General features: G+C 53.5%; 22 protein-coding genes and 2 pseudogenes. 16 read left to right on the top strand and 8 right to left on the bottom strand.

Annotation, left to right across the window (positions count from 1 at the left end):
- The 6 genes from ACLD4K_RS17550 (at window position 1) to ACLD4K_RS17525 (ending at window position 5,438) form a co-directional block, all read left to right on the top strand.
- Complete coding sequence (locus ACLD4K_RS17550; RefSeq protein WP_001119849.1) at window positions 1-381, top strand: 5-carboxymethyl-2-hydroxymuconate Delta-isomerase; 381 nt, start codon at window positions 1-3, stop codon at window positions 379-381.
- Between the two features lie 144 nt (window positions 382-525).
- Window positions 526-1,329, top strand: coding sequence for a 2-oxo-hept-4-ene-1,7-dioate hydratase (gene hpaH, locus ACLD4K_RS17545; RefSeq protein ID WP_000884795.1), 804 nt, complete (start codon window positions 526-528; stop codon window positions 1,327-1,329).
- A gap of 10 nt (window positions 1,330-1,339) precedes the next feature.
- Complete coding sequence (gene hpaI, locus ACLD4K_RS17540; protein ID WP_000785062.1) at window positions 1,340-2,131, top strand: 4-hydroxy-2-oxoheptanedioate aldolase; 792 nt, start codon at window positions 1,340-1,342, stop codon at window positions 2,129-2,131.
- A 72-nt stretch (window positions 2,132-2,203) separates the two neighbouring features.
- The gene (hpaX, locus tag ACLD4K_RS17535) at window positions 2,204-3,580 is read left to right on the top strand and encodes a 4-hydroxyphenylacetate permease (RefSeq protein ID WP_001285803.1); all 1,377 of its coding nucleotides are present in this window, start codon (window positions 2,204-2,206) and stop codon (window positions 3,578-3,580) included.
- Window positions 3,581-3,589: 9 nt separating this feature from the next.
- Window positions 3,590-4,486 (top strand): 4-hydroxyphenylacetate catabolism regulatory protein HpaA, encoded by an 897-nt coding sequence (gene hpaA / locus ACLD4K_RS17530; RefSeq protein ID WP_183059212.1) that lies wholly within the window; start codon window positions 3,590-3,592, stop codon window positions 4,484-4,486.
- Between the two features lie 13 nt (window positions 4,487-4,499).
- A complete protein-coding gene (locus ACLD4K_RS17525) occupies window positions 4,500-5,438 on the top strand; it encodes an MBL fold metallo-hydrolase (RefSeq protein ID WP_411012235.1) in 939 nt (312 codons plus the stop codon).
- 608 nt (window positions 5,439-6,046) lie between these two features.
- Here the strand turns inward: ACLD4K_RS17525 and ACLD4K_RS17520 are convergent.
- The 3 genes from ACLD4K_RS17520 to cbpA form a co-directional block, all read right to left on the bottom strand.
- Entirely contained in the window at window positions 6,047-6,409 is a 363-nt protein-coding gene (locus ACLD4K_RS17520) for an anti-adapter protein IraM (RefSeq protein ID WP_183058896.1), read from the bottom strand.
- Window positions 6,410-7,062: 653 nt separating this feature from the next.
- On the bottom strand, window positions 7,063-7,368 hold the full coding sequence (gene cbpM / locus ACLD4K_RS17515; protein WP_001284251.1) for a chaperone modulator CbpM: 306 nt from the start codon (window positions 7,366-7,368) through the stop codon (window positions 7,063-7,065).
- Entirely contained in the window at window positions 7,368-8,288 is a 921-nt protein-coding gene (gene cbpA / locus ACLD4K_RS17510; protein WP_023250458.1) for a curved DNA-binding protein, read from the bottom strand. The genes cbpM and cbpA overlap by 1 nt, the downstream gene beginning before the upstream one ends.
- 235 nt (window positions 8,289-8,523) lie before the next feature.
- Between cbpA and ACLD4K_RS17505 the strand changes: the two genes are divergently transcribed.
- The 5 genes from ACLD4K_RS17505 to agp all read left to right on the top strand — a co-directional run bounded on the left by ACLD4K_RS17505 (window position 8,524) and on the right by agp (window position 13,311).
- Complete coding sequence (locus ACLD4K_RS17505; protein WP_001118902.1) at window positions 8,524-8,886, top strand: copper resistance protein; 363 nt, start codon at window positions 8,524-8,526, stop codon at window positions 8,884-8,886.
- A gap of 48 nt (window positions 8,887-8,934) precedes the next feature.
- The gene (locus tag ACLD4K_RS17500) at window positions 8,935-10,821 is read left to right on the top strand and encodes a protein-disulfide reductase DsbD family protein (protein ID WP_183058897.1); all 1,887 of its coding nucleotides are present in this window, start codon (window positions 8,935-8,937) and stop codon (window positions 10,819-10,821) included.
- Window positions 10,818-11,441, top strand: coding sequence for a DsbA family protein (locus ACLD4K_RS17495; protein ID WP_000876681.1), 624 nt, complete (start codon window positions 10,818-10,820; stop codon window positions 11,439-11,441). The genes ACLD4K_RS17500 and ACLD4K_RS17495 overlap by 4 nt, the downstream gene beginning before the upstream one ends.
- A complete protein-coding gene (locus ACLD4K_RS17490; RefSeq protein ID WP_411012234.1) occupies window positions 11,431-11,937 on the top strand; it encodes a protein disulfide oxidoreductase in 507 nt (168 codons plus the stop codon). Before ACLD4K_RS17495 ends, ACLD4K_RS17490 begins: the two co-directional genes overlap by 11 nt.
- A gap of 132 nt (window positions 11,938-12,069) precedes the next feature.
- Window positions 12,070-13,311, top strand: coding sequence for a bifunctional glucose-1-phosphatase/inositol phosphatase (gene agp, locus ACLD4K_RS17485; protein ID WP_183058898.1), 1,242 nt, complete (start codon window positions 12,070-12,072; stop codon window positions 13,309-13,311).
- Between the two features lie 33 nt (window positions 13,312-13,344).
- On the opposite strand, the gene ACLD4K_RS17480 is transcribed toward agp, so the two are convergent.
- Window positions 13,345-13,572, bottom strand: a complete 228-nt coding sequence (locus ACLD4K_RS17480) for a YccJ family protein (RefSeq protein WP_001143125.1) — start codon at window positions 13,570-13,572, stop codon at window positions 13,345-13,347.
- Between the two features lie 20 nt (window positions 13,573-13,592).
- Window positions 13,593-14,189, bottom strand: coding sequence for an NAD(P)H:quinone oxidoreductase (gene wrbA, locus ACLD4K_RS17475; protein ID WP_001062898.1), 597 nt, complete (start codon window positions 14,187-14,189; stop codon window positions 13,593-13,595).
- Between the two features lie 384 nt (window positions 14,190-14,573).
- Between wrbA and ACLD4K_RS17470 the strand changes: the two genes are divergently transcribed.
- Together ACLD4K_RS17470 and rutR are read left to right on the top strand one after the other, a co-directional pair.
- Entirely contained in the window at window positions 14,574-14,741 is a 168-nt protein-coding gene (locus ACLD4K_RS17470) for a general stress protein (protein WP_001273663.1), read from the top strand.
- Window positions 14,742-14,877: 136 nt separating this feature from the next.
- Complete coding sequence (gene rutR, locus ACLD4K_RS17465; protein ID WP_001529158.1) at window positions 14,878-15,516, top strand: HTH-type transcriptional regulator RutR; 639 nt, start codon at window positions 14,878-14,880, stop codon at window positions 15,514-15,516.
- Here rutR and ACLD4K_RS17460 read toward each other — a convergent pair.
- Window positions 15,513-15,908: a lysozyme inhibitor LprI family protein gene (locus ACLD4K_RS17460; protein ID WP_000821059.1), complete on the bottom strand. Its 396-nt coding sequence runs from the start codon at window positions 15,906-15,908 to the stop codon at window positions 15,513-15,515. The two genes, rutR and ACLD4K_RS17460, sit on opposite strands and share 4 nt — an antisense overlap.
- Before the next feature lie 58 nt (window positions 15,909-15,966).
- Entirely contained in the window at window positions 15,967-19,929 is a 3,963-nt protein-coding gene (putA, locus tag ACLD4K_RS17455) for a trifunctional transcriptional regulator/proline dehydrogenase/L-glutamate gamma-semialdehyde dehydrogenase (RefSeq protein ID WP_411012233.1), read from the bottom strand.
- A gap of 421 nt (window positions 19,930-20,350) precedes the next feature.
- On the opposite strand from putA, the gene putP reads away from it, so the two are divergent.
- The 3 genes and pseudogenes from putP to ACLD4K_RS17440 all read left to right on the top strand — a co-directional run.
- Window positions 20,351-21,859 carry a sodium/proline symporter PutP gene (putP, locus tag ACLD4K_RS17450; RefSeq protein ID WP_411012232.1) on the top strand — a complete coding sequence of 503 codons (1,509 nt, stop codon included), beginning with the start codon at window positions 20,351-20,353 and terminating at the stop codon, window positions 21,857-21,859.
- A gap of 892 nt (window positions 21,860-22,751) precedes the next feature.
- Window positions 22,752-23,540: a phosphate starvation-inducible protein PhoH gene (phoH, locus tag ACLD4K_RS17445; protein WP_411012231.1), complete on the top strand. Its 789-nt coding sequence runs from the start codon at window positions 22,752-22,754 to the stop codon at window positions 23,538-23,540.
- Window positions 23,541-23,680: 140 nt separating this feature from the next.
- Window positions 23,681-23,869, top strand: a pseudogene (locus ACLD4K_RS17440) (IS256 family transposase); the annotation flags it as partial.
- A 144-nt stretch (window positions 23,870-24,013) separates the two neighbouring features.
- Here the strand turns inward: ACLD4K_RS17440 and ACLD4K_RS17435 are convergent.
- Window positions 24,014-24,669 (bottom strand): annotated as a pseudogene (locus ACLD4K_RS17435) (IS630 family transposase); the annotation flags it as partial.

The following is a 24,669-nucleotide window of genomic DNA, read 5'->3' as shown; positions in this document are numbered from 1 at the left end:
ATGCCGCACTTTATTGCTGAATGTACTGAAAATATTCGCGAGCAGGCTGATTTACCCGGCCTGTTCAGCAAGGTAAACGAGGCGCTGGCCGCCAGCGGGATTTTCCCCATCGGCGGTATCCGCAGTCGCGCCCACTGGCTGGATACCTGGCAGATGGCTGACGGTAAGCATGATTACGCGTTTGTGCATATGACGCTGAAAATCGGCGCCGGGCGCAGCCTGGAGAGCCGTCAGGAAGTTGGCGAAATGCTGTTTGGGCTGATTAAAGCCCACTTCGCCGACCTGATGGAGAACCGCTATCTGGCGCTGTCGTTTGAGATTGCCGAGTTACATCCGACGCTCAATTACAAACAAAACAACGTACACGCGTTATTTAAATAGCACACTCTTTCGCCCGGTGGCGCTGCGTTTACCGGGCCTACAAAAAAAACGATGCACGAAGCAATACCGAACCGTAGGCCGGGTAAGACGCACCCGCGTCGCTACCCGGCGCAGCAGCACCGAATGACGTAACAGGAAGCAACTATGCTCGATAAACAGACCCATACCCTGATCGCCCAGCGACTTAATCAGGCTGAAAAACAGCGTGAACAGATCCGCGCAGTGTCGCTGGATTACCCCAACATCACTATTGAAGATGCCTATGCTGTACAGCGTGAATGGGTCAATATCAAGATCGCCGAAGGGCGCACGCTCAAAGGCCACAAAATCGGCCTGACCTCAAAAGCGATGCAGGCCAGCTCGCAAATCAGCGAACCGGATTACGGCGCGCTGCTTGACGATATGTTCTTCCATGACGGCGGCGATATCCCCACCGACCGTTTTATCGTCCCGCGTATTGAAGTGGAGCTGGCGTTTGTGCTGGCGAAACCGCTGCGCGGCCCTCACTGCACGCTGTTCGACGTCTACAACGCCACGGATTATGTGATTCCGGCGCTGGAACTGATTGACGCTCGCAGCCACAACATCGACCCGGAAACCCAGCGCCCGCGCAAAGTGTTCGACACCATTTCCGACAACGCCGCCAACGCCGGGGTGATCCTCGGTGGTCGTCCCATCAAACCAGACGAGCTGGATCTGCGCTGGATCTCCGCGCTGCTCTATCGCAACGGCGTGATCGAAGAAACCGGCGTCGCCGCAGGCGTGCTGAATCATCCGGCCAACGGCGTGGCGTGGCTGGCGAACAAGCTTGCCCCCTACGATGTCCAGCTTGAAGCCGGGCAGATCATCCTCGGCGGCTCGTTCACCCGCCCGGTGCCGGCGCGCAAGGGCGACACCTTCCATGTCGATTACGGCAACATGGGCGCGATCAGTTGCCGGTTTGTGTAAGGAAAAAACGATGAAAAATGCTTTCAAAGACGCGTTAAAAGCGGGGCGTCCGCAAATCGGTTTGTGGCTGGGGCTTGCCAACAGTTACAGCGCTGAACTGTTAGCGGGTGCCGGCTTCGACTGGCTACTGATTGACGGTGAACACGCGCCAAACAACGTGCAGACGGTGTTGACCCAGTTGCAGGCGATTGCGCCTTATCCCAGCCAGCCGGTGGTGCGTCCGTCATGGAACGATCCGGTACAGATTAAGCAACTGCTCGACGTCGGCGCGCAAACGCTGCTGATACCGATGGTGCAGAATGCCGATGAAGCGCGAAACGCCGTGGCGGCTACGCGTTATCCGCCTGCCGGTATTCGCGGCGTGGGCAGCGCGTTGGCGCGGGCATCGCGCTGGAACCGCATTCCGGACTATCTCCACCAGGCCAACGACGCCATGTGCGTACTGGTGCAGATTGAAACGCGTGAGGCGATGAGCAATTTGGCGTCAATTCTCGACGTGGATGGCATTGACGGCGTGTTTATTGGCCCGGCGGACCTCAGCGCCGATATGGGCTTTGCCGGCAATCCGCAGCACCCGGAAGTGCAGGCGGCGATTGAGAACGCCATCGTGCAGATACGCGCGGCGGGGAAAGCGCCGGGGATTCTGATGGCCAATGAAGCACTGGCGAAACGTTATCTGGAACTGGGGGCGCTATTTGTCGCCGTCGGCGTTGATACCACGCTGCTGGCGCGCGGCGCAGAGGCGCTGGCGGCGCGCTTTGGCGCAGAAAAAAACCTGTCCGGTGCGTCCGGCGTCTATTAAGCCTGGCCCGGTAAGCGCAGCGCTACCGGGCAACCCGTAGTACCCTACAAAATTCCCATCAGAGGAAAAAAAATGAGCGACACATCATCTGCACTTCCGGAAAGCCCCGAGTCTGTCAGTTCGCACAACGCGCTCAGCACGGGTCAACAAACCGTCATAAATAAACTGTTCCGCCGACTGATCGTATTTTTATTCGTGTTGTTTATCTTCTCGTTTTTAGACCGTATCAACATCGGTTTTGCCGGGTTGACGATGGGGCAGGATCTGGGGTTAAGCGCCACCATGTTTGGTCTTGCCACGACGCTGTTTTACGCCACCTACGTCATTTTCGGCATTCCCAGCAACGTGATGTTGAGCATTGTCGGCGCCCGCCGCTGGATTGCGACCATTATGGTGCTATGGGGCATTGCATCTACCGCCACTATGTTCGCGGTGGGACCGAAAAGCCTGTATGTGCTGCGAATGCTGGTGGGCATTACCGAAGCGGGCTTTTTGCCAGGAATACTGCTCTATTTAACCTACTGGTTCCCGGCATTTTTCCGCGCCCGCGCCAACGCATTATTTATGATTGCGATGCCAGCCACTACCGCATTGGGGTCGATTGTCTCCGGCTATATTTTATCGCTGGACGGCATATTCAATCTGCATGGATGGCAGTGGTTATTCCTGTTGGAAGGATTTCCGTCAGTTTTGTTAGGCATTATGGTGTGGTTTTACCTGGATGATACCCCGGCAAAAGCCAAATGGCTGACGGCAGAGGATAAAAAATGTTTGCAGGAGATGATGGATAATGACCGCCTGACGCTGGTTCAGCCGGAGGGGGCCATCAGCCATAACGCCATGCAGCAGCGTAGTCTGTGGCGCGAAGTATTCACGCCAATTGTACTGATGTATACGCTGGCCTATTTTTGCCTTACCAATACGCTTAGCGCCATTAGTATCTGGACGCCGCAAATCCTGAAAAGTTTTAATGAAGGCAGTAGCAATATCACCATCGGCCTGCTGGCGGCGATCCCGCAGATTTGTACTATTCTGGGCATGATTTACTGGAGCCGCCATTCGGACAAACATCAGGAGCGTAAACATCACACGGCGTTACCGTTCCTGTTTGCCGCCGCGGGCTGGCTGCTGGCGTCGGCTACCGACCATAACCTGATCCAGCTCCTGGGGATCGTGATGGCATCCACGGGTTCCTTTAGCGCGATGGCGATCTTCTGGACCACGCCGGATCAGTCGATCAGTTTACGCGCCAGGGCGATAGGCATTGCGGTCATCAATGCCACCGGCAATATTGGCTCCGCGCTCAGCCCGTTTATGATTGGCTGGCTAAAAGATATCACCGGTAGCTTCAATAGCGGACTCTGGTTTGTCGCTTCTCTGTTAGTCGTCGGCGCCGCCATTATCTGGCTCATCCCCATGAAAGCATCGCGTCCGCGCGCCACCCCTTGAGGAGAAACTATGTGCCAACGTGCGATCGCCAATATTGATATCAGCAAAGAGTATGACGAAAGCATGGGCAGTAACGATGTGCATTATCAGTCGTTTGCTCGTATGGCGGATTTCTTTGGTCGTGATATGCAGGCGCATCGCCACGACCAGTTTTTTCAAATGCACTTTCTTGATACCGGGCAGATTGAGCTACAGCTCGACGATCATCGCTATTCGGTGCAGGCGCCGCTATTTGTGCTTACGCCGCCCTCGGTGCCACATGCTTTTATTACCGAATCGGATAGCGATGGTCATGTTCTGACGGTACGCGAAGAGCTGGTTTGGCCGCTGCTGGAAGTGCTTTATCCCGGCACCAGAGAGGCCTTCGGCCTGCCGGGAATCTGTCTGTCACTGGCGGATAAACCCAACGAGCTGGCGGCGCTCAAACATTACTGGCAGCTAATTGAGCGGGAGTCCACGGAACAACTGGCTGGCTGCGAACATACCCTGGTGCTACTGGCGCAGGCGGTATTTACCTTGCTGTTGCGTAATGCGAAGCTGGACGATCACGCCGCAACCGGGATGCGCGGTGAACTGAAACTTTTTCAGCGCTTTACCCTGTTAATTGACAACCACTTCCATCAGCACTGGACGGTGCCCGATTATGCCTGTGAGCTGCATATTACCGAATCTCGTTTGACCGATATCTGCCGCCGTTTTGCTAATCGCTCGCCTAAACGCCTGATTTTTGATCGGCAATTACGCGAGGCGAAACGACTGCTGCTTTTTTCCGACAATGCTGTCAATGAGATCGCCTGGCAATTAGGTTTTAAAGATCCGGCTTATTTCGCCCGTTTCTTTAATCGCCTTGCTGGCTGTTCTCCTTCGCAGTTTCGCCAACGTGAAGTTCCCTCTTTTCTCAACTAAGAAGAGTAAAAACATGATGAAAAAAAGCGTCGCTATGCTGGCGGTTTGTATGCTGGCGCAAAGCCACCTTGCCATTGCTGCCGGTGCTCCTGCGCCTCAAGAGATCAACATTGTTTTACTGGGCACCAAAGGCGGGCCTTCTTTGCTCAATACAGCCAGACTACCGCAAGCGACGGCGCTCACTATCGGCGATAAAATATGGCTGATAGATGCCGGCTACGGCGCCAGTCTGCAACTGGTGAAAAATGGCATTCCACTGCGCAACATCAATACTATTTTGCTCACCCATCTGCACAGCGACCACATACTGGATTATCCTTCCTTGCTGATGAATGCCTGGGCAAGTGGCCTGCAAGACCATACCATACAGGTGTATGGCCCGCCGGGAACCCAGGCGATGACGAAGGCTAGCTGGAAGGTCTTTGACAGGGATATCACGCTACGCATGAAAGAAGAGGGGAAACCCGATCCGCGCAACCTGGTTAAGGCGACCGATATTGGCCAGGGCGTCATCTATAAAGATGAACTGGTCACAATCAGCGCGCTGAAAGTGCCTCATTCCCCTTTCCCGGACGGTGAAGCGTTTGCTTACCGTTTTGATACCCAGGGTAAGCGAATCGTCTTCTCTGGCGATACGTCCTGGTTTCCGCCGCTTGCAACGTTTGCCCAGGGGGCGGATATCCTGGTACATGAGGCGGTACATGTCCCCTCGGTAGCAAAACTGGCTAATAGTATTGGCAACGGAAAAACGCTGGCTGAAGCGATTGCGTCGCATCACACCACGATTGAAGATGTCGGTAAGATTGCTCGCGAGGCCCACGTGAAAAAACTGGTGTTAAGTCATCTGGTGCCTGCGACGGTTGCGGATGACGTCTGGCAACAGGAAGCCATGAAAAATTACCCGGGCCCTGTCATTGTCGGTCATGACAATATGACGATAAGCGTACCGTAAGTATCAGGGCAGGGGTAAACCAACGGGCTGACATGATGTCAGCCCGTTATGCTTTTGGCGATCAGCATGACACGCAGAGCTTTTGTCTATACCCTTCATACTTCAAGTCGCTTATGTGTTGGCTACGGATTACTCGGCCCATCCATGGGCCTCGCCCTGACGGGCCGTCGCACGCGACGTTCAAATCTGCTCCCGGCAGATTTGTCGCTCACCCCAGTCACATAGTTATCTATGCTCCTGGGGACTCACTCCCTTGCCGCCTTTAAGCAACTCGAATTATTTTGGGTATAAAACATTATTTTTTCTAAACACTACTTGCTGATTTTTATGCACAATAAAGGTAAGATGATTGCTCTGGTGAAATATTACTAAATAAGAATGTCACGGATGGAATTTATACAGTGTTAAAAGCAATGCGTTTCTTTGTCTGCCGGCCATCAGTAATATCCTCTGTACCGGCTCCTCGTTGCCAAAGTGAAGGTTAGATTAAACGAATCAAAAAATATCCGAACTGTACAATTTTTATATCAAACATATTTAACTGCAAAATACTGCAAACGTGCGCGAATACACTTAATCAGTAGTATGGCTAATGCATATTTTATTTCCTAAACTTTCTTATTATCTATTTTAATATTTCTGGTTAAACCAAATGGACAAACGGATACCAGACACTCAAAAGGATAACTGCAGGCTTCTGGTTTAGGATTGCAGTTACCAGGACAGTGGCTATTTTCTTTAAGCGATTTCCATAGAACAGGATTAAACCTGGTAACGTTGTAAACAGTAACGGGATAAAGTTTATCGTTTATTAAGACTCCCTTATTAAAGGGTATGATAATGCTACCTGGAGGCATGTAAACATCTGCCTGATACCATAAGGTCAATCTAAGATTTTTTAGGCTATGTATGCATGAGAACAACACTCCGGTAGAGGGACTTATAACGGTATCAACGACCTTCCATTCCATTACAGAAACCTTTTAAGTGAAATAGTCAATGGTGTAAATTATATTTTCCGCAAGCCTATTCAGGATAGATGAAAATCTGAGAAACATAACTCGTTGAAAACGATCGTTTTTTATTGACCACTCTATTTATATTGATTTTTTAATAAGTTATTTATTTTATGCTCTTATTTTGTTTACATTCTATTACATTTTTGTATTTTAGGCGTGGTGTAAATATTGGGCGGCAGTGGATGTTATAACGCTCAATTATTAAACTGTAAGTGACTGTTGTATTTCTTATTTATAAATACCGCAACCTGTAAGCGCAGCGGTACATTTTACCCGGCATTGACAGGGAGAAGGTACGTATCAACCAGAGAGTACAAAACAGTGAAAGAATATATTCTTCAGGCAATAAATGATCGCTAACGTGTAAAAATAACCGACGTATCTAAAAAATGTGAACGTGTGGCTGGTCTTTATTTAAACGATGATCTTCGCAATGGCGCATTAATGGCTGACATTGGCGGTTCGTTGATCGAGTTGTGCGCGGTGAAAGGCTATATTTCTTCCGTTGGGGGAAGTATGTTAGATGCATTCTGGTATTATACCGGGTGCGTATAAATCCGGGGTGGGCAGAAAGCCCACCCTCGGTTTATTGCCTTTATCGTGGATTAGGGATGCGAGATAAAGCGAGAAAGGCGTTGCAGCAGTAACCGGTTTTCTTCGCGCAGCCGCGAATTCTCTTCCAGCAGCGTTAACGCGACCGCGATCCCAGGCCAGTCGAGCGCCAGCTCCTCGCGTAAGCGTAACGCGCGTTGTACCACGCTCGCTGCGCGATCGTCGAATTGCCAGTCGGCGTTATCGTCTTCGTAAGGCTCAATTACGCCAAGTCCGACGATTTCGTTTAGCTCCTCTTCCGTCACGCCGGTGTGCAAACAAAATTCGGTGATGGTAAAGGTGACAGTGATGTTAGCCATTATGCTTTCCCCCATTGCTGGCGTGGGTCAAAGGACGACTGCGTGTCCGCCAGTTGTTGCCACAGGGCAGCTGTTTTCTCGTCAGGTTTCGGCGGCATAACGATTTTGATGATGGCGTAGAGATCGCCAGTGTGCTTTTTACTGGCTAATCCTTTTCCTTTGATACGCAGCCGCTGACCAGCCTGGCTGCCGGGGGGAATGGTCAGCAAAATACGCTCTTTAAGCGTTGGCACAGACACCTTAGCGCCGAGCGCCGCCTCCCATGGGGCAAGCGGAAGGACGACTTCCAGATCCTGATTGACGATATCAAAGAGCGGATGCGGGGCAATATGGATAACGAGCCATAAATCGCCATTAGGTCCGCCGTTTTCCCCCGGCGTGCCCTGGCCTTTCAGTCTGATTCGTTGCCCGTTGCTGACGCCAGCCGGGATCTTCACATTCAATGTTTTGGGAATTTCCCGCTCCACCAGGCCGAACGCGTTGTAAACGGGGACGGAATAGCTAATCGTACGCTGGTGCTCTTCCAGCGTTTCTTCCAGGAATACCGCCACTTCAATTTCGATATCATGACCGCGTGCGGCGTGGCGGTGGTGCGAATGGCGACCGTGCTGACCAAAAATAGACGAGAAAATATCATCAAAATCTTCGGCGTTATACGGCTGGCCTTCGTGTTGCTGGAACTGGCGATTAAATTGTGGATCGTTACGGTGTTGCCATAACTGGTCATACTCGGCGCGCCGTTGCTCATCACTCAGCACTTCCCATGCTTCAGCAACCTCTTTGAAACGGGCTTCGGCATCGGGTTCTTTGCTGACATCAGGATGGTACTTGCGGGCCAGTCGGCGATAGGCGGTCTTAATCGTCTTGAGATCGTCCGTCGGTTTCACGCCCATAATGGCGTAATAATCCTTAAGTTCCATAGCATCATCTCGCTAAATCAATACATACAGAAGGGACCCCAAAAAGGTTTCTCCACTAAGTGTAGGGTAAACCTGAAAAGTGCGTATGAAAACACCAGTTATATCATTAGTAAGAATAAATTACGTTGTTCGACTATCAGAAGGTTGCGCAGCGCGCCGACATAACTTTACAGGGGAAAGGTTGCCAAAACCGCGCCAGTGGCTAAGATAACTCGCGTTAAACAGTGAGGGCGCAATGGCGAAACAACAACGGATGGGCTGGTGGTTTCTTTGCCTTGCATGTGTCGTGGTAATGGTTTGTACCGCGCAACGCATGGCGGGCCTGCACGCCTTGCAGATGCAGGCGACGGCCTCTGCTGCGGTGGTCAGCGCTCCCTCCTCGACAGATGACGGTTCGCCGGTCACTCCCTGCGAATTAAGCGCCAAGTCGCTGCTGGCGGCGCCTCCGGTACTCTTTGAAGGCGCTATCCTTGCGCTTTGTCTGCTGCTTTCCTTACTGGCGCCTGTCCGGGTCATGCGCCTGCCGTTTTCGCCTCCACGGGCTATTTCGCCGCCCACATTACGGGTACATCTACGATTTTGTGTCTTCCGTGAATGACAGACCGGTTATTACTAACGGTTAATTACTCATTCACGGAGAAAAAATATGATGATTTTGTTCAGGCGGATACTGTTCTGCCTGTTATGGCTTTGGCTGCCCGTCTCCTGGGCGGCGGAAAGCGGCTGGCTGCGTTCGCCCGATAACGACCATGCCAGCATACGGCTACGTGCCGATACGTCCGCTAACGGTGAGACCCGACTGTTGCTTGACGTCAAACTGGAAAACGGCTGGAAAACCTACTGGCGCGCGCCGGGGGAAGGGGGCGTGGCGCCCTCTATCGCCTGGAAAGGCGACATGCCTGAGGTAAGCTGGTTCTGGCCAACCCCCTCGCGCTTTGATGTGGCGAATATCACCACCCAGGGATATCACGACGAGGTGACCTTTCCGATGATCGTGCGCGGTACGCCGCCCGCGACCTTGCGCGGCGTGTTGACGTTATCAACCTGCAGCAATGTTTGTCTGTTGACCGATTACCCCTTTTCCGTGACGCCCACTGTGCAGAATGCCGATTTTGCCCATGACTATGCGCGGGCGATGGGTAAAGTTCCGCTCCGCAGTGGGCTAACGGACTCGCTTGACGTCGGCTATCGCCCGGGAGAACTGGTGGTCACTGCTACGCGAGCGGCGGGCTGGTCATCGCCCGGGCTCTATCTTGACACCATAGATGACGTCGATTTTGCGAAGCCTCGCCTGCGCGTAGAGGGCGACAGGTTACAGGCGACGGTGCCGGTGACGGACAGTTGGGGCGAAAAGGCGCCCGATTTGCGCAACAAATCGCTGACCCTCGTGTTAGCCGATGGCGCTATCGCCCAGGAGAGCACGCAAACCATTGGCGCTGCGCCAGCGCAAACGCCGGACAATGCGGCGCTACCTTTCTGGCAAGTTGTAATGATGGCGCTGATCGGCGGACTGATTCTTAATTTAATGCCCTGCGTACTGCCGGTTCTGGGTATGAAACTTGGCTCTATTTTATTGGTAGAGGAAAAAAGCCGCTCTCACATCAGGCGACAATTTTTGGCTTCGGTCGCCGGTATCATTGCGTCATTTATGGCGCTGGCGGCGTTTATGACCCTCCTTCGCCTGTCAAACCATGCGCTGGCCTGGGGAGTCCAGTTCCAGAATGCATGGTTTATTGGTTTTATGGCGCTGGTGATGTTGTTGTTTAGCGCCAGCCTGTTCGGGCTTTTTGAGTTCAGGCTTCCCTCATCTATGACCACGAAACTGGCCACTTACGGCGGTAACGGTATGTCGGGACATTTCTGGCAGGGGGCATTCGCCACGCTGCTGGCGACGCCTTGTAGCGCGCCGTTTCTGGGCACGGCGGTCGCGGTGGCGCTCACGGCGTCGCTGCCGACGCTGTGGGGGCTGTTCCTTGCGCTTGGCCTGGGAATGAGCGCGCCGTGGCTACTGGTCGCGATACGACCAGGGCTTGCGCTACGTTTACCGCGCCCCGGGCGTTGGATGAATGTCCTGCGCAGGCTCCTCGGTCTGATGATGCTGGGGTCGGCTATCTGGCTGGCGACGTTACTCCTGCCGCATTTCGGCTTCACTGCGTCAAAGAGCGCGCAAGACACGGTTCAGTGGCAACCGTTGAGTGAACAGGCAATCCAGTCGGCGCTGGCGCAGCATAAGCGGGTATTTGTCGATGTCACTGCGGACTGGTGTATTACCTGTAAAGTGAATAAATACAACATCCTGCAAAAAGAGGATGTACAGGCCGCCTTGCAACAGCCGGATGTTGTGGCGCTGCGGGGAGACTGGACGCTGCCGTCCGATGCCATTACCGATTTTCTGAAAACGCGTGGCCAGGTCGCCGTGCCGTTTAATCAGGTATATGGCCCCGGCTTGCCGGAAGGGGAGGCACTGCCCACTTTGCTGACCCGCGATGCGGTATTACAAACGTTGAAAAAAGCGAAAGGAATAACCCAATGAAATACATGATTGTTTTGCTGCTGGCGCTGTTTTCGACGCTGAGCATCGCGCAAGAAACCGCTCCTTTTACGCCGGATCAGGAAAAGCAGATTGAAAATCTGATCCATGCGGCGTTGTTTAACGATCCTGCCAGCCCGCGGATAGGCGCTAAACACCCTAAGCTGACGCTGGTGAACTTTACGGATTACAACTGTCCGTACTGCAAACAGCTCGATCCGATGCTGGAAAAGATTGTGCAGAAATATCCTGACGTTGCGGTCATTATTAAACCGCTGCCATTCAAAGGAGAGAGTTCCATACTGGCGGCGCGTATTGCGCTGACCACCTGGCGCGATCATCCGCAACAGTTCCTCGCGCTACATGAAAAACTTATGCAAAAGCGCGGTTACCATACGGATGACAGTATTAAACAAGCCCAGCAGAAAGCAGGGGCTACGCCAGTGACTCTGGATGAAAAAAGCATGGAAACGATACGCACTAATTTGCAGTTGGCAAGGCTGGTCGGCGTGCAAGGAACGCCAGCGACGATCATTGGCGACGAGCTGATTCCGGGCGCAGTGCCCTGGGATACGCTGGAAGCGGTGGTGAAAGAAAAACTGGCGGCTGCCAATGGCGGGTAAACTGCGGCGTTGGCTGCGTGAAGCCGCGGTTTTTCTGGCGCTCCTCATCGCGATAATGGTGGTCATGGACGTCTGGCGCGCGCCGCAGGCGCCTCCGGCGTTTGCCGCGACACCGTTACATACGCTGACGGGAGAGTCGACAACTCTGGTGACATTGAGCGAAGAACGCCCCGTACTGCTCTATTTTTGGGCCAGCTGGTGCGGGGTATGCCGCTTTACTACGCCTGCGGTCGCTCGCCTGGCGGCGGAAGGGGAAAACGTCATGACCGTTGCGCTCCGCTCCGGCGATGACGCTGAGGTTGCCCGCTGGCTGGCGCGCAAGGGCGTTGACTTTCCGGTCGTCAATGATGCTAACGGCGCCTTATCCGCTGGCTGGGAAATCAGCGTGACGCCAACGCTGGTGGTGGTTTCACAAGGTCGGGTTGTGTTCACCACCAGCGGCTGGACCAGCTATTGGGGCATGAAGCTTCGACTATGGTGGGCAAAAACGTTCTGAATATGCGCCGGGGTTTCCCGGCGCTAACGCGTTTACTGTAAGAAAAACCCCCGTTTTGCGAAATCGTTCCCGGAAAAATGATCCATTTCTGTCACACTCAGAACGATTTGATAACAACAAGAGGTCATAGGGATGAAAAAATCATTACTCGCTGTTGCTGTGGCAGGGGCTGTTTTGTTGTCATCCGCCGTACAGGCGCAGACAACGCCGGAGGGTTATCAATTACAACAGGTGCTGATGATGAGCCGCCATAATCTGCGGGCGCCGCTGGCGAATAATGGCAGCGTACTGGCGCAGTCGACGCCGAACGCCTGGCCGGCGTGGGACGTTCCCGGCGGGCAACTGACGACGAAAGGCGGCGTGCTGGAAGTCTATATGGGACACTACACACGTGAATGGCTGGTCGCGCAGGGGCTGATACCGTCGGGAGAATGTCCGGCGCCCGACACGGTATATGCCTATGCGAATAGTTTGCAGCGCACCGTCGCCACCGCGCAATTTTTCATTACCGGCGCTTTCCCCGGCTGTGATATTCCTGTTCATCATCAGGAAAAAATGGGCACTATGGACCCTACCTTCAATCCGGTGATTACCGATGATTCCGCCGCGTTCCGGCAACAGGCTGTACAGGCGATGGAAAAAGCGCGTAGTCAGCTACATCTTGATGAGAGTTATAAACTGCTGGAGCAGATAACGCATTATCAAGACTCACCGTCCTGCAAAGAGAAGCATCACTGTTCGCTAATCGACGCGAAAGATACCTTCAGCGCGAACTATCAGCAAGAGCCTGGCGTGCAGGGGCCGTTGAAAGTAGGGAACTCGCTGGTGGATGCGTTTACCCTGCAATATTACGAAGGGTTTCCGATGGATCAGGTCGCCTGGGGCGGCATCCACACCGATCGGCAGTGGAAGGTGCTGTCAAAACTGAAAAACGGCTACCAGGACAGCCTGTTTACCTCACCCACGGTGGCGCGCAATGTCGCTGCGCCGCTGGTGAAGTATATCGATAAGGTGCTGGTTGCCGATCGCGTTAGCGCGCCGAAGGTTACCGTGCTGGTGGGGCATGATTCCAATATCGCGTCGCTGCTGACGGCGCTGGATTTTAAACCCTATCAGCTCCATGACCAGTATGAGAGAACGCCGATTGGCGGTCAGCTTGTCTTCCAACGCTGGCATGACGGCAACGCTAACCGGGATTTGATGAAAATCGAGTATGTCTACCAGAGCGCCCGGCAGTTACGTAATGCGGAAGCGTTAACGCTCAAATCGCCCGCGCAAAGGGTAACCCTGGAACTGAAAGGATGTCCGGTGGATGCGAACGGCTTCTGTCCGCTGGATAAGTTCGATAACGTTATGAACACTGCTGCAAAATAGCCGTATGCCCCCGCGCAGGCGGGGGCGTTTGTGTTATACGTTCTTACGTTCGATGATTTGTTCGCCCCAGAAGAGCGAGTCTTTATCCGTTTTCTCAAAGGCTTTGATCAGCACCTCATCGCTACCTTCTTCCCATATTTTTTCTGCCAGTTTCTCGTCATAGTGAGCGACTTCAAAAATGGCTTCGGCAATTTCCGGCGACGTATTACGCAGGCTTGCCCATTCGCCGACGCGGTGCGCTTTTGCTTCTTGAGTTGGCATTCGAATCCTCCTGTTGAAGATTAGCCGTTGAGTTTGACTGCCAGACCGGCGACGTATTCCCCCTGATAGCGAGCGATAGAGAGTTCCTCCTGGCTTGGTTGACGTGAACCGTCGCCTCCGGCGATAGTCGTTGCGCCGTAAGGCGTGCCGCCGCGAACCTGGGAGACGTCAAAGAGTTCCTGTGCGGCATAGCCTATCGGGACGATCACCATCCCATGATGGGCAAGCGTAGTCCAGGTCGAGGTGATGGTCTGCTCCTGGCCGCCGCCCGTTCCGGTAGAACTGAACACGCTGCCGAGCTTGCCGTATAGCGCGCCGGATGCCCACAGGCCGCCGGTTTGGTCCAGGAAGGTACGCATCTGGCCTGACATATTGCCAAACCGGGTTGGCGTACCAAAAATAATGGCATCGTAATCCGCCAGCTCCTGTGGGGTGGCAACCGGTGCGTTTTGCGTTTTACCGCCAGCTTTTGCGAAGATTTCAGGCGGCATTGTTTCTGGCACACGCTTTATAATGACCTCTGCGCCGTCGACTTTCTTTGCCCCTTCCGCCACCGCGTGCGCCATGGTTTCAATGTGTCCGTACATGGAATAATAGAGCACCAGAATCTTTGCCATTTGTACTACTCCTCAGATTAATCAGGTGTGTAGCGATTCGCTACGTCTATTTAAAGATATGCCCTCCTGTGAAGAGTGCAAATTTCAGCGCCATTTCTTTGATTTATAACAATAATTAATTTGGCGACCTTTGTTGCAAAATGATACATTTTTAAGCGCTTTGATTTTCCCAAATATAAGAATAACTTATTTATTTCTTATTGTTATTATTCTGCGTATTCGGCTTCCGATGTTGCAGAATATTTCGGTAAGCGGCCTACCACGGCGTTTTTCACTATGCTTAATCTTACGCGGCGTTACTGATGATATCGTTCATACGCTGCGCGAGGAGATACTCCTCATTACCTATGCAATATGATGTCTAATCTATGACGGAGGTCAGTAATGGCAAACCATCGTGGCGGTTCCGGTAATTTTGCGGAAGACCGCGAAAGAGCATCAGAAGCAGGTCGTAAAGGTGGTCAGCACAGCGGGGGCAATTTTAAGAATGACCCGCAGCGTGCATCCGAAGCAGGCAAAAAAGGGGGCAAAAGCAGTAACCGTAATAGCTAGCCTGCGTCACAACAGCAAGACGCTGAGCGTTTCACGCTAAAAAGCGTCATGCGCCACCGCCGCCGGATTTCCGGCGGTTTTTTTGTTTATAAGCCGGATTTGGTATGCTTGCGTCCTGACAAAAAGGAGAGGGCGCATGTCGCAACGCACAGAGAAAAAAATTGGGAAACGCTCGCAGGCCACCGGTGCAAAACGGCAGCTTATCTTAACCGCCGCGCTTGCCGTTTTTTCCCAGTATGGCATTCATGGCGCGCGTCTTGAGCAGGTCGCCGAGCGGGCAGGCGTCTCCAAAACCAATCTGCTTTATTATTATCCCTCGAAAGAGGTGCTGTATGTCGCGGTAATGCGACAGATCCTGGATGTCTGGCTGGCGCCGCTCAAGGCGTTTCGCGCAGAATTTTCCCCTCTGGAGGCCATCAAAGAGTATATCCGTCTCAAGCTGGAGGTTTCGCGTGATTATCCGCAGGCGTCGCGGCTCTTCTGCATGGAGATGCTGGCGGGCGCGCCGCTCTTAATGGAGGAACTGACCGGCGATCTAAAAGCGTTGATAGATGAAAAATCCGCGCTGATTGCCGGATGGGTGCACAGCGGGAAACTGGCGCCCGTCTCCCCGCACCATTTGATCTTCATGATTTGGGCCGCCACGCAACATTACGCCGATTTTGCCCCTCAGGTTGAGGCGGTAACCGGCGCGACGCTTCGCGATGAAGCCTTTTTTAACCAAACGGTCGAAAGCGTTCAGCGCATTATTATTGAAGGGATTCGCGTGCGTTAACCGGCTGGCGGCAGTGGGCAGCTCAAATCCCCCTCTTCACATTGCAGCAGCGAGGCTAAAAACGCTTCGCGTTCGTTCGTTTTATCGGTCAGGCACTGGCTGGCGATCATGGGTTGCACGCTGCCGCCCTCCGTACCTGAGCGAATCAGAGCGCAATCGGCGTCCCGCAGTGCAATCCATGCCACCTGCGCTTTTTGCAACAGCTCGCGCTGCGGCGGTTGTGCACGCTTAATCGCGCTTTGATAGGTTTCGTTCAGCTTTTTATCTGCCGCCTGGTATTGCGCGGCGGCGCAGCGATTCATTTCCAGCTGCGTACTGGCGCTGGCACACTCATCGGCCAACGCCTGACTGCTGAACAACAACGCCGCGCAGGTAAGGAAAATTCGTTTCATACGCTCCTCTGACGCGAGTAAAAAGGCTCCATTGACGGAGCCTTAATTAACCACAGTATTAGCCAATTGTCATCAGGCTGGCATTACCGCCAGCGGCGGCAGTGTTTACGCTCAGCGAACGTTCAATATAGAGCCGTTCCAGCAGTATATTGCTTTCGCCGCGGGCGAACCCCTGTACCGATACTATCGCGCCTTCGCGGGCGGCGACGGCTTCGCACACGGTTCGCAGCTTGTCGGAGTCGCCGTGGAAAATCACCGCGTCAAACGGCTGCGCCATCAGCGTTTCCGCTTTCGCAAACTGGACACGCGCCGCAACGGCGGCGGGGAGACGCTTCGCCAGATCGCGGTGGAAGGCGTCGTCTGACCATAGCGCCTGACTGCCGACGGCGAGAACGGCGGCAAGCTGCGTCAGCGCATCCTGTTCGTCATCAGCCAGGCATAATACCCGTTCACGCGGCAACAGCGTCCAGGTATTACGCTCGCCGGTCGGTCCCGGTAGCAGGCGCTGCGTGCCGGCCTGCGCCAGATCGGCGAATTGTCGGCAGAGCGTCTGTAGCGCCGGGCGATCCGCCGCCCATTGCGTCAGGGCGGTCAACGGCGCGAGTAGCGTGGTTTTAAGCTGCGCATCTACCGGGTAACGCGCATCCTGACGAGTCAGCGTCGTATTGAGCGCATTGGGCGGGCGGTGTGCCAGCAGGCGGTAGAGATAGAGCGGCCCTCCCGCTTTTGGCCCGGTGCCGGACAGGCCTTCGCCGCCAAACGGCTGGACGCCGACGACCGCGCCCACCATATTACGGTTAACGTACAGGTTGCCGACATGGGCGGAACCGGTGACTTGCGCAATGGTTTCATCAATACGGGTATGTACGCCCAGCGTTAGCCCGTAGCCGGAAGCGTTAATCTGTTCGATAAGCTCCGCCAGTTGGTTACGGTTATAACGCACGACGTGCAGCACGGGCCCGAAGACCTCTTTTTCCAGTTCTGCGAAGTTTTCCAACTCAATAAGCGTGGGCATAACAAACGTACCGGTCTGCCATTCCTGCGCGTCATCGTTGTTTTCACGCGCGGCCTGGAAAACCGGGCGGCCTTTGGCGCGCATCGTCTGGATATGACGCTCGATGTTGGCTTTGGCCTCGCTATCGATCACCGGCCCGATATCGGTCGTCAGGCGGCCTGGATTCCCCATCCGACACTCCGCCATCGCGCCGCGTAACATTTTCAGCGTATGTTCGGCGATATCGTCCTGCAAACACAGCACGCGGAGCGCGGAACAGCGTTGTCCGGCGCTGTCGAAAGCGGAAGCCAGCACATCCACGACCACCTGCTCGGTGAGCGCGGAAGAGTCGACAGTCATAGCGTTCATACCGCCGGTTTCCGCAATCAACGGAATAGGGCGGCCCTGGGCGTCAAGACGCGTGGCGATGTTGCGCTGCAACAACGTCGCGACCTCCGTGGAACCGGTAAACATCACGCCGCGTACACGCGCATCGGCGGTAAGCTGGGCGCCGACGGTTTCTCCCCGTCCCGGCAACAGTTGCACGACGCCCGGCGGTACGCCCGCTTCCAGCAAAATGGCAATGCCCTGGGCGGCAATCAGCGATGTCTGCTCTGCCGGTTTCGCCAGAACGCTGTTACCTGCCGCCAGCGCGGCGGCGATTTGGCCGGTAAAAATAGCCAGCGGGAAGTTCCATGGACTGATGCAGACCACCGGCCCTAACGGGCGATGCGTTTCGTTATCGAAATCGTCACGCACTTGACCGGCATAATAATGGAGGAAGTCTACCGCTTCGCGCACTTCGGCAATGGCGTTGCTGAACGTTTTCCCCGCTTCACGCACCAACAGGCCAATCAACTGCTGCATTTGGTCTTCCATTAATACCGCCGCCCGCTGCAAAATGGCGGCGCGTTCTTGCGGCGGCGTCGCAAACCAAACCGGCGCCTGATTGACCGCGTTTTGCAATGCCTGTTCAACCTCGCTTTCTGTCGCTTCGCGTCCCCAGCCGACAATATCTTTCGGTTCCGCCGGGTTGATAACCGGCGTCATCTCACCGTCGGCCACCGGTTGTTCCAGCACAGGTTTGGCCTGCCATTTCTGCATGGCGTTGCTTAACAGGGCAGAAGAAAGCGAGGCGAGGCGATGTTCATTCGCTAAATCAAGTCCGGCGGAGTTTATCCGACCTTCGCCGTACAGATCGCGCGGCAGCGGAATTTTCGGATGCGGTATGCCAGCCTGACCTTCCTGCTGCGCCAGTTTTTCCACGGCCTCGACCGGGTCGGCCACCAGTTCATCGAGCGGTAGGGTGGCATCGGCGATGCGGTTGACAAAAGAGGTGTTGGCGCCGTTTTCCAGCAGGCGTCGTACCAGATAGGCCAGCAGGGTTTCGTGTGTTCCCACCGGCGCGTAAATACGGCAGGGACGGTTAAGTTTTCCGTCCGCTACTTTACCGGTGACCTGTTCATACAGCGGTTCGCCCATGCCGTGCAGGCACTGGAATTCGTACTGACCCGGATAGTAATTTTGCCCGGCCAGATGATAAATCGCCGCCAGTGTGTGAGCGTTATGGGTCGCGAACTGCGGGTAGATCAGATTAGGTACGGCGAGCAGTTTTTTCGCGCAGGCCAGATAAGAGACATCGGTATACACTTTGCGGGTATAAACCGGATAGCCCTCCAGCCCTTCTATTTGCGCGCGTTTGATCTCGCTATCCCAGTAGGCGCCTTTCACCAGACGAATCATCAGCCGACGGCGGCTACGGGAGGCCAGATCGACTAAATAATCAATGACCAGCGGGCAGCGTTTTTGATAAGCCTGGATCACAAAGCCAATGCCGTTCCAGCCCGCCAGTTCGGGTTCGAAGCAGAGTTTTTCCAGCAGATCGAGCGAGATCTCCAGACGATCCGCCTCTTCGGCGTCGATATTGAGACCAATGTCGTACTGGCGCGCCAGCAGCGTCAGGGATTTCAGGCGCGGATAAAGCTCCTCCATTACCCGATCGTATTGCGCGCGACTATAGCGTGGATGCAGGGCGGACAGCTTAATCGAGATGCCTGGCCCTTCGTAAATACCGCGACCGTTAGACGCTTTGCCGATGGCATGAATCGCTTGCTGGTAAGAGACCATATAGGCCTGCGCATCGGCGGCGGTTAACGCGGCTTCGCCCAGCATATCGTAAGAATAGCGGAACCCTTTCTCTTCCAGTTTTCGGGCATTCGCCAGCGCCTGAGCAATGGTTTCGCCAGTCACGAACTGCTCGCCCATTAAACGCATCGCCATGTCGACGCCTTTGCGGATTAACGGTTCGCCGCTCTTGCCGATAATGCGGTTCAGCGAGCGCGAAAGATTGGCTTCGTTATGCGTTGAGACCAGTCGGCCGGTAAAGAGCAGCCCCCAGGTGGCGGCGTTTACAAACAGCGACGGGCTACGGCCAATATGCGACTGCCAGTTGCCATTACTGATTTTGTCGCGAATTAACGCATCGCGCGTAGCTTTGTCGGGAATACGCAGCAGCGCTTCCGCCAGACACATCAGCGCTACGCCTTCTTGCGAAGAGAGGGAAAACTCCTGCAACAGGCCTTGCACCATGCCCGCGCGACCGCTGGCGGATTTTTGATTGCGCAATTTCTCCGCCAGTTGATACGCCAGTTTATGCGCCTGCTCCGCGACAGGCGGCGACAGGCGCGCCTGTTCCACTAGCATTGACACCGCATCGGTTTCCGGGCGGCGCCAGGCGGCAGTGATGGCGGCGCGAGAGACGGATTGGGGAAGAATCTGTTCGGCAAACTCCAGAAAGGGCTGATGCGGCTCATCCTGCGGCGCGACCGGCTCCTCGCTTTCATTTGCCGCGCCGGCAAACAGCGCAGGTAGCTCCGGTAGCGTATCGCTATTTTCCAGCTTGTCCAGATAGCTAAAGATCGCCTGTTTTATTAACCAGTGCGGCGTGCGATCGATACGCGAGGCGGCCATTTTGATCCGTTCGCGCGTGGCGTCGTCCAGCTTAACCCCCATCGTGGTGGTTCCCATACCCTCTACTCCTGTTATTCGCTCTATCTGCTAACCAATAGTTAGCGGAAAATATCCACTATGTTGCAACTTTGTGCAACCTCGTTAAATGTGACCTGCGTTGCAAGCTTAAAAATGAATAAATTGTTAAAAAAAGAAAGGGGAAGTCTGACGGGGAAAACCATCTGGATTTATTTTCTCTGCGGTAGTTAACACTTTTAAAAGGTGCAACCGCAAAAAATGTGAGAGAGTGCAACCTGGAGAAAAATAGTATCCCTCTGCAATCAAATTTGATGTAAATGGTGTGTTAAATCGATTGTGAATAACCACCGCTTCCGGCAGGATACGGTCGCCCTGGTAAACATAACACCCTTGCCACGTTCCGGCAGGGTACAAAACGGCACGCTACGGTAGTGCCAATAAATAAATTTGGAGAACCTTGATGGCTATTAGCACACCGATGTTGGTGACATTCTGTGTCTATATTTTTGGCATGATATTGATTGGGTTTATCGCCTGGCGCTCAACCAAAAACTTTGATGACTATATTCTAGGCGGTCGCAGTCTGGGGCCGTTTGTTACGGCTTTATCAGCCGGCGCGTCGGATATGAGCGGCTGGCTGTTAATGGGGCTGCCTGGCGCTATCTTTCTGTCGGGGATCTCTGAAAGCTGGATCGCCATTGGCCTGACGTTAGGCGCATGGATTAACTGGAAGCTGGTGGCCGGGCGCCTGCGCGTACATACCGAATTTAACAATAACGCGCTCACGCTGCCGGACTATTTTACCGGTCGGTTTGAGGATAAGAGCCGAGTCCTGCGTATTATTTCCGCGCTGGTCATTCTGCTGTTTTTCACTATCTATTGCGCGTCAGGTATTGTCGCTGGGGCACGACTGTTCGAAAGCACCTTCGGTATGAGCTATGAAACCGCACTGTGGGCGGGGGCCGCGGCAACCATTATTTATACCTTTATCGGCGGGTTTCTTGCCGTTAGCTGGACGGATACCGTTCAGGCCAGTCTGATGATTTTTGCGTTAATCCTGACGCCGGTGATGGTTATTGTCGGCGTAGGCGGTTTTAGCGAGTCGCTGGAGGTGATCAAGCAAAAGAGCATCGAGAATGTCGACATGCTCAAGGGGCTGAATTTTGTCGCTATTATTTCCCTGATGGGCTGGGGACTGGGTTACTTCGGTCAGCCGCATATTCTGGCGCGCTTTATGGCGGCGGACTCCCATCACAGCATTGTTCATGCGCGTCGTATCAGTATGACCTGGATGATTCTGTGTCTGGCGGGCGCAGTGGCGGTGGGCTTCTTTGGCATTGCGTACTTTAACAATAACCCCGCGCTGGCCGGGGCGGTGAACCAAAACTCAGAACGCGTATTTATTGAACTGGCGCAGATCCTGTTTAACCCGTGGATTGCCGGTGTTCTGCTGTCTGCTATCCTGGCGGCGGTGATGTCGACGTTGAGCTGTCAGTTGCTGGTATGCTCCAGCGCGATTACGGAAGATTTATATAAGGCTTTTCTGCGTAAAAGCGCCAGCCAGCAAGAGCTGGTATGGGTAGGGCGAGTGATGGTACTGGTGGTAGCGCTGATCGCCATTGCGCTGGCGGCGAATCCCGATAACCGTGTGCTGGGGCTGGTGAGCTACGCCTGGGCTGGATTCGGCGCGGCATTTGGGCCTGTTGTCCTGTTTTCTGTGATGTGGTCGCGTATGACACGTAACGGCGCGCTGGCGGGAATGATCATTGGCGCGGTGACGGTTATCGTCTGGAAACAATATGGCTGGCTGGATCTGTATGAGATCATCCCTGGCTTCATTTTCGGCAGTATAGGGATCGTAATCTTTAGCCTGCTTGGCAAAGCGCCGACAGCAGCGATGCAGGAACGCTTTGCAAAAGCGGACGCGCATTATCATTCCGCGCCGCCGTCGAAGCTACGGGCGGAATAACCGCCATGTCCGAGAGCATTATTGCCATCGGACATATTTTACCAGGCGGCGTTATACGCCTGCCTGGTCCCCTGATAAGTCCCGGACCGATTGACTGAAGGCGTTCAGGTAAATAAGGACGCACTCTCGAACTATTTTTAGCCCTTGAGCGCCGTTTACGCGGGCGTAATACGTCCCGTGTAATCACCAACTGGCCACATATGAAATCTCCTGTTAATGGTACCAATAGCCTTGACGCAATAGAGTAATGACAAAAATTAAAACGAGTCAGCGTTACTGGCGTAAATATGCCGCACAAAATTTCGCATAAATAATGCCGTTTTAGCGACGAGAGAGAGGACACGTTAATTAATCCATTTGAACCTTATGTATGTTGCATATTCAATGGGTTATGGATATTTTCAGAATTAATACCCGGAGAATCTAATGATTATATTTTTTAGTGTCCTGCCTATGAAATAATCGTGTAATCTTTCTGTAAGAGACTGACAATGACGCAATAAGTTTTGGTTAATATTTAGTAAGCGCATTGTTGCATTTTTGATTTTTTGTGTTGTACTTAGTAGTAACAGCGGTAGTTCCCCGGCAGTGATGGCCACTCACTATGGAGATCGCGAATGGTAATGTCCGCCCCAGGACACTTTGTTTACAGTAGTTACAACACCCTGTACGGACATTCTCTCTCCGGTGGTGGTCCTGTCACCTTAAAAGCTTTCATCATTTCCCTTACTGCCCATCCCCATGACGTCATATGTGGTGCGCGTAGCCGTGTGTGGCGTCGTTTCAAAAAGCAAGCTAAGGCTTACAAGGAAGCCAACCCTCAGATGTGTGTGCGCATAATCGCGTTCAAGAGAACGCGGGTGATGTATACCTACAACTCAAGGTGCTATCCATGGGAAGACAAAAAGCAGTGATCAAAGCTCGTCGTGAAGCAAAGCGTGTGTTGAGACGAGATTCGCGTAGTCATAAGCAACGTGAAGAAGAATCGGTCACGTCACTGGTACAGATGAGCGGAGTAGAAGCCATTGGCATGGCGCGCGATAGTCGCGATACCTCTCCTGTTAAGGCGCGAAATGAAGCACAGGCGCATTATCTGAACGCTATCGACAGTAAACAGCTTATTTTTGCGACCGGCGAAGCCGGCTGTGGAAAAACATGGATCAGTGCGGCAAAGGCGGCAGAAGCATTGATTCATAAGGACGTCGAGAGGATCATTGTGACGCGTCCGGTATTGCAGGCTGATGAAGATCTTGGTTTTTTGCCCGGTGATATCGCTGAAAAATTTGCGCCTTATTTTCGTCCTGTCTATGACGTACTGCTTAAACGGTTGGGCGCTTCCTTTATGCAATATTGTTTGCGCCCGGAAATCGGTAAGGTAGAAATTGCCCCGTTCGCCTATATGCGTGGGCGTACTTTTGAAAATGCGGTTGTGATCCTCGACGAGGCGCAAAATGTGACTGCGGCGCAAATGAAAATGTTTTTGACGCGATTAGGCGAAAACGTCACGGTCATTGTCAATGGCGATATTACGCAATGCGACCTGCCGCGCGGCGTGCGTTCCGGGTTGAGCGATGCGTTGGAACGCTTTGAAGAAGATGAAATGGTGGGGATTGTGCATTTCAACAAAGACGACTGCGTGCGCTCGGCGCTTTGTCAGCGAACGCTTCACGCATACAGCTAATATAGCATTGACTTTCAGAGCCCGGGAGACCGGGCTTTGTTGTCTATCCCCGTTAAGGTGACTTAATGCGAGACTGTAATTTAAATTGTGTATCTGCCTGTTTTTGATATGTTCACTCCAACAACGGAGACAGGCAAATTATGGACGAAAAGAGACTCAAAGCACTGGCAACTGAACTGACTAAAGGCCTTAAAACCGAAGCCGATCTCAATGCTTTTTCCCGCATGCTGACGAAGCTTACCGTCGAAACCGCACTCAATGCTGAGCTGACTGACCATCTTGGGCATGAGAAAAATGCGCCCAAAAAAGGCTCTAATACCCGCACAGGTTAACATCGGTGGTGATGTATTGTCATGGGCCAATCAAACTGCATTTGCAGAGCTCATGCTATCCTGGGAAATGCGTTCGTGGTATGAAGCGGAAGGACAAACATAACCCTGCTTCTTCGATCGCGGCGTTCCTGATGTTGTAGGTTATTTACGTCTTTCTGAGCTTACCATAAAATGGCGAACTTTTTTCAACAGTTGCCACATTGAGCTGCACTGATGATTGCGCGTTATTGTGTCGTGAAGTGCCTGCCAGAGCCATTCTACATGATTCACCCATGGCGAGTAAACCGGCTGATAAATCACCCTGAACTTCGGGTTCTCCTTCAGCCAGTGCTGTGTTTCACGGCTTTTGTGGATAATGTAGTTGTCCACGATCAGCGTGATAGTTTTCGCCCGACGGTACGTTGCTTTAAGCCGCTTCAGCAGGCTGATGAACAGCGCCGAACTTTTGCTGCTGCCGCCCACGTAGCTGACTTTACCTGTTCCGCTGTGCAGTGCGCCAGCCAGATAATATTTTTCATTCTGTCCCGGCGTCACCACGCGTTTTTGCTGCCCGCGTGGCTGCCAGTCCGCACCGATTTTGGGATTAAGGTGGATATCCACCTCATCTTCATAAAATACCGGATGCTCTGCGCTGTATTCGTCCAGCGCTTTGTGGATTGCCGCCATCTTTTCATCTTTATGCGGGTCACGGATACGCAGGGTTGGCGCGGCCCTGCGCCACACAAGCCCCGCAGACGGCAATCAGCGGCGAACGGTTCCGGCATGTAACTGGCAACCGGTTATCTCATTGATTTTTA

Origin of the sequence: Salmonella sp. 741265055_HSA, from assembly GCF_046569525.1 — a bacterium.
In the GTDB taxonomy this organism is placed as follows: domain Bacteria; phylum Pseudomonadota; class Gammaproteobacteria; order Enterobacterales; family Enterobacteriaceae; genus Salmonella; species Salmonella enterica.
This window is presented reverse-complemented; position numbering and strand designations above follow the sequence as displayed.

What these genes read in the sequence shown, in the direction of transcription:
- ACLD4K_RS17550 (WP_001119849.1), top strand. Translation starts at nt 1, where the DNA reads ATGCCGCACTTTATTGCTGAATGTACTGAAAATATTCGCGAGCAGGCT.
- hpaH (WP_000884795.1), top strand. Translation starts at nt 526, where the DNA reads ATGCTCGATAAACAGACCCATACCCTGATCGCCCAGCGACTTAATCAG.
- hpaI (WP_000785062.1), top strand. Translation starts at nt 1,340, where the DNA reads ATGAAAAATGCTTTCAAAGACGCGTTAAAAGCGGGGCGTCCGCAAATC.
- hpaX (WP_001285803.1), top strand. Translation starts at nt 2,204, where the DNA reads ATGAGCGACACATCATCTGCACTTCCGGAAAGCCCCGAGTCTGTCAGT.
- hpaA (WP_183059212.1), top strand. Translation starts at nt 3,590, where the DNA reads ATGTGCCAACGTGCGATCGCCAATATTGATATCAGCAAAGAGTATGAC.
- ACLD4K_RS17525 (WP_411012235.1), top strand. Translation starts at nt 4,500, where the DNA reads ATGATGAAAAAAAGCGTCGCTATGCTGGCGGTTTGTATGCTGGCGCAA.
- ACLD4K_RS17520 (WP_183058896.1), bottom strand. Translation starts at nt 6,409, where the DNA reads ATGGAATGGAAGGTCGTTGATACCGTTATAAGTCCCTCTACCGGAGTG.
- cbpM (WP_001284251.1), bottom strand. Translation starts at nt 7,368, where the DNA reads ATGGCTAACATCACTGTCACCTTTACCATCACCGAATTTTGTTTGCAC.
- cbpA (WP_023250458.1), bottom strand. Translation starts at nt 8,288, where the DNA reads ATGGAACTTAAGGATTATTACGCCATTATGGGCGTGAAACCGACGGAC.
- ACLD4K_RS17505 (WP_001118902.1), top strand. Translation starts at nt 8,524, where the DNA reads ATGGCGAAACAACAACGGATGGGCTGGTGGTTTCTTTGCCTTGCATGT.
- ACLD4K_RS17500 (WP_183058897.1), top strand. Translation starts at nt 8,935, where the DNA reads ATGATGATTTTGTTCAGGCGGATACTGTTCTGCCTGTTATGGCTTTGG.
- ACLD4K_RS17495 (WP_000876681.1), top strand. Translation starts at nt 10,818, where the DNA reads ATGAAATACATGATTGTTTTGCTGCTGGCGCTGTTTTCGACGCTGAGC.
- ACLD4K_RS17490 (WP_411012234.1), top strand. Translation starts at nt 11,431, where the DNA reads ATGGCGGGTAAACTGCGGCGTTGGCTGCGTGAAGCCGCGGTTTTTCTG.
- agp (WP_183058898.1), top strand. Translation starts at nt 12,070, where the DNA reads ATGAAAAAATCATTACTCGCTGTTGCTGTGGCAGGGGCTGTTTTGTTG.
- ACLD4K_RS17480 (WP_001143125.1), bottom strand. Translation starts at nt 13,572, where the DNA reads ATGCCAACTCAAGAAGCAAAAGCGCACCGCGTCGGCGAATGGGCAAGC.
- wrbA (WP_001062898.1), bottom strand. Translation starts at nt 14,189, where the DNA reads ATGGCAAAGATTCTGGTGCTCTATTATTCCATGTACGGACACATTGAA.
- ACLD4K_RS17470 (WP_001273663.1), top strand. Translation starts at nt 14,574, where the DNA reads ATGGCAAACCATCGTGGCGGTTCCGGTAATTTTGCGGAAGACCGCGAA.
- rutR (WP_001529158.1), top strand. Translation starts at nt 14,878, where the DNA reads ATGTCGCAACGCACAGAGAAAAAAATTGGGAAACGCTCGCAGGCCACC.
- ACLD4K_RS17460 (WP_000821059.1), bottom strand. Translation starts at nt 15,908, where the DNA reads ATGAAACGAATTTTCCTTACCTGCGCGGCGTTGTTGTTCAGCAGTCAG.
- putA (WP_411012233.1), bottom strand. Translation starts at nt 19,929, where the DNA reads ATGGGAACCACCACGATGGGGGTTAAGCTGGACGACGCCACGCGCGAA.
- putP (WP_411012232.1), top strand. Translation starts at nt 20,351, where the DNA reads ATGGCTATTAGCACACCGATGTTGGTGACATTCTGTGTCTATATTTTT.
- phoH (WP_411012231.1), top strand. Translation starts at nt 22,752, where the DNA reads ATGGGAAGACAAAAAGCAGTGATCAAAGCTCGTCGTGAAGCAAAGCGT.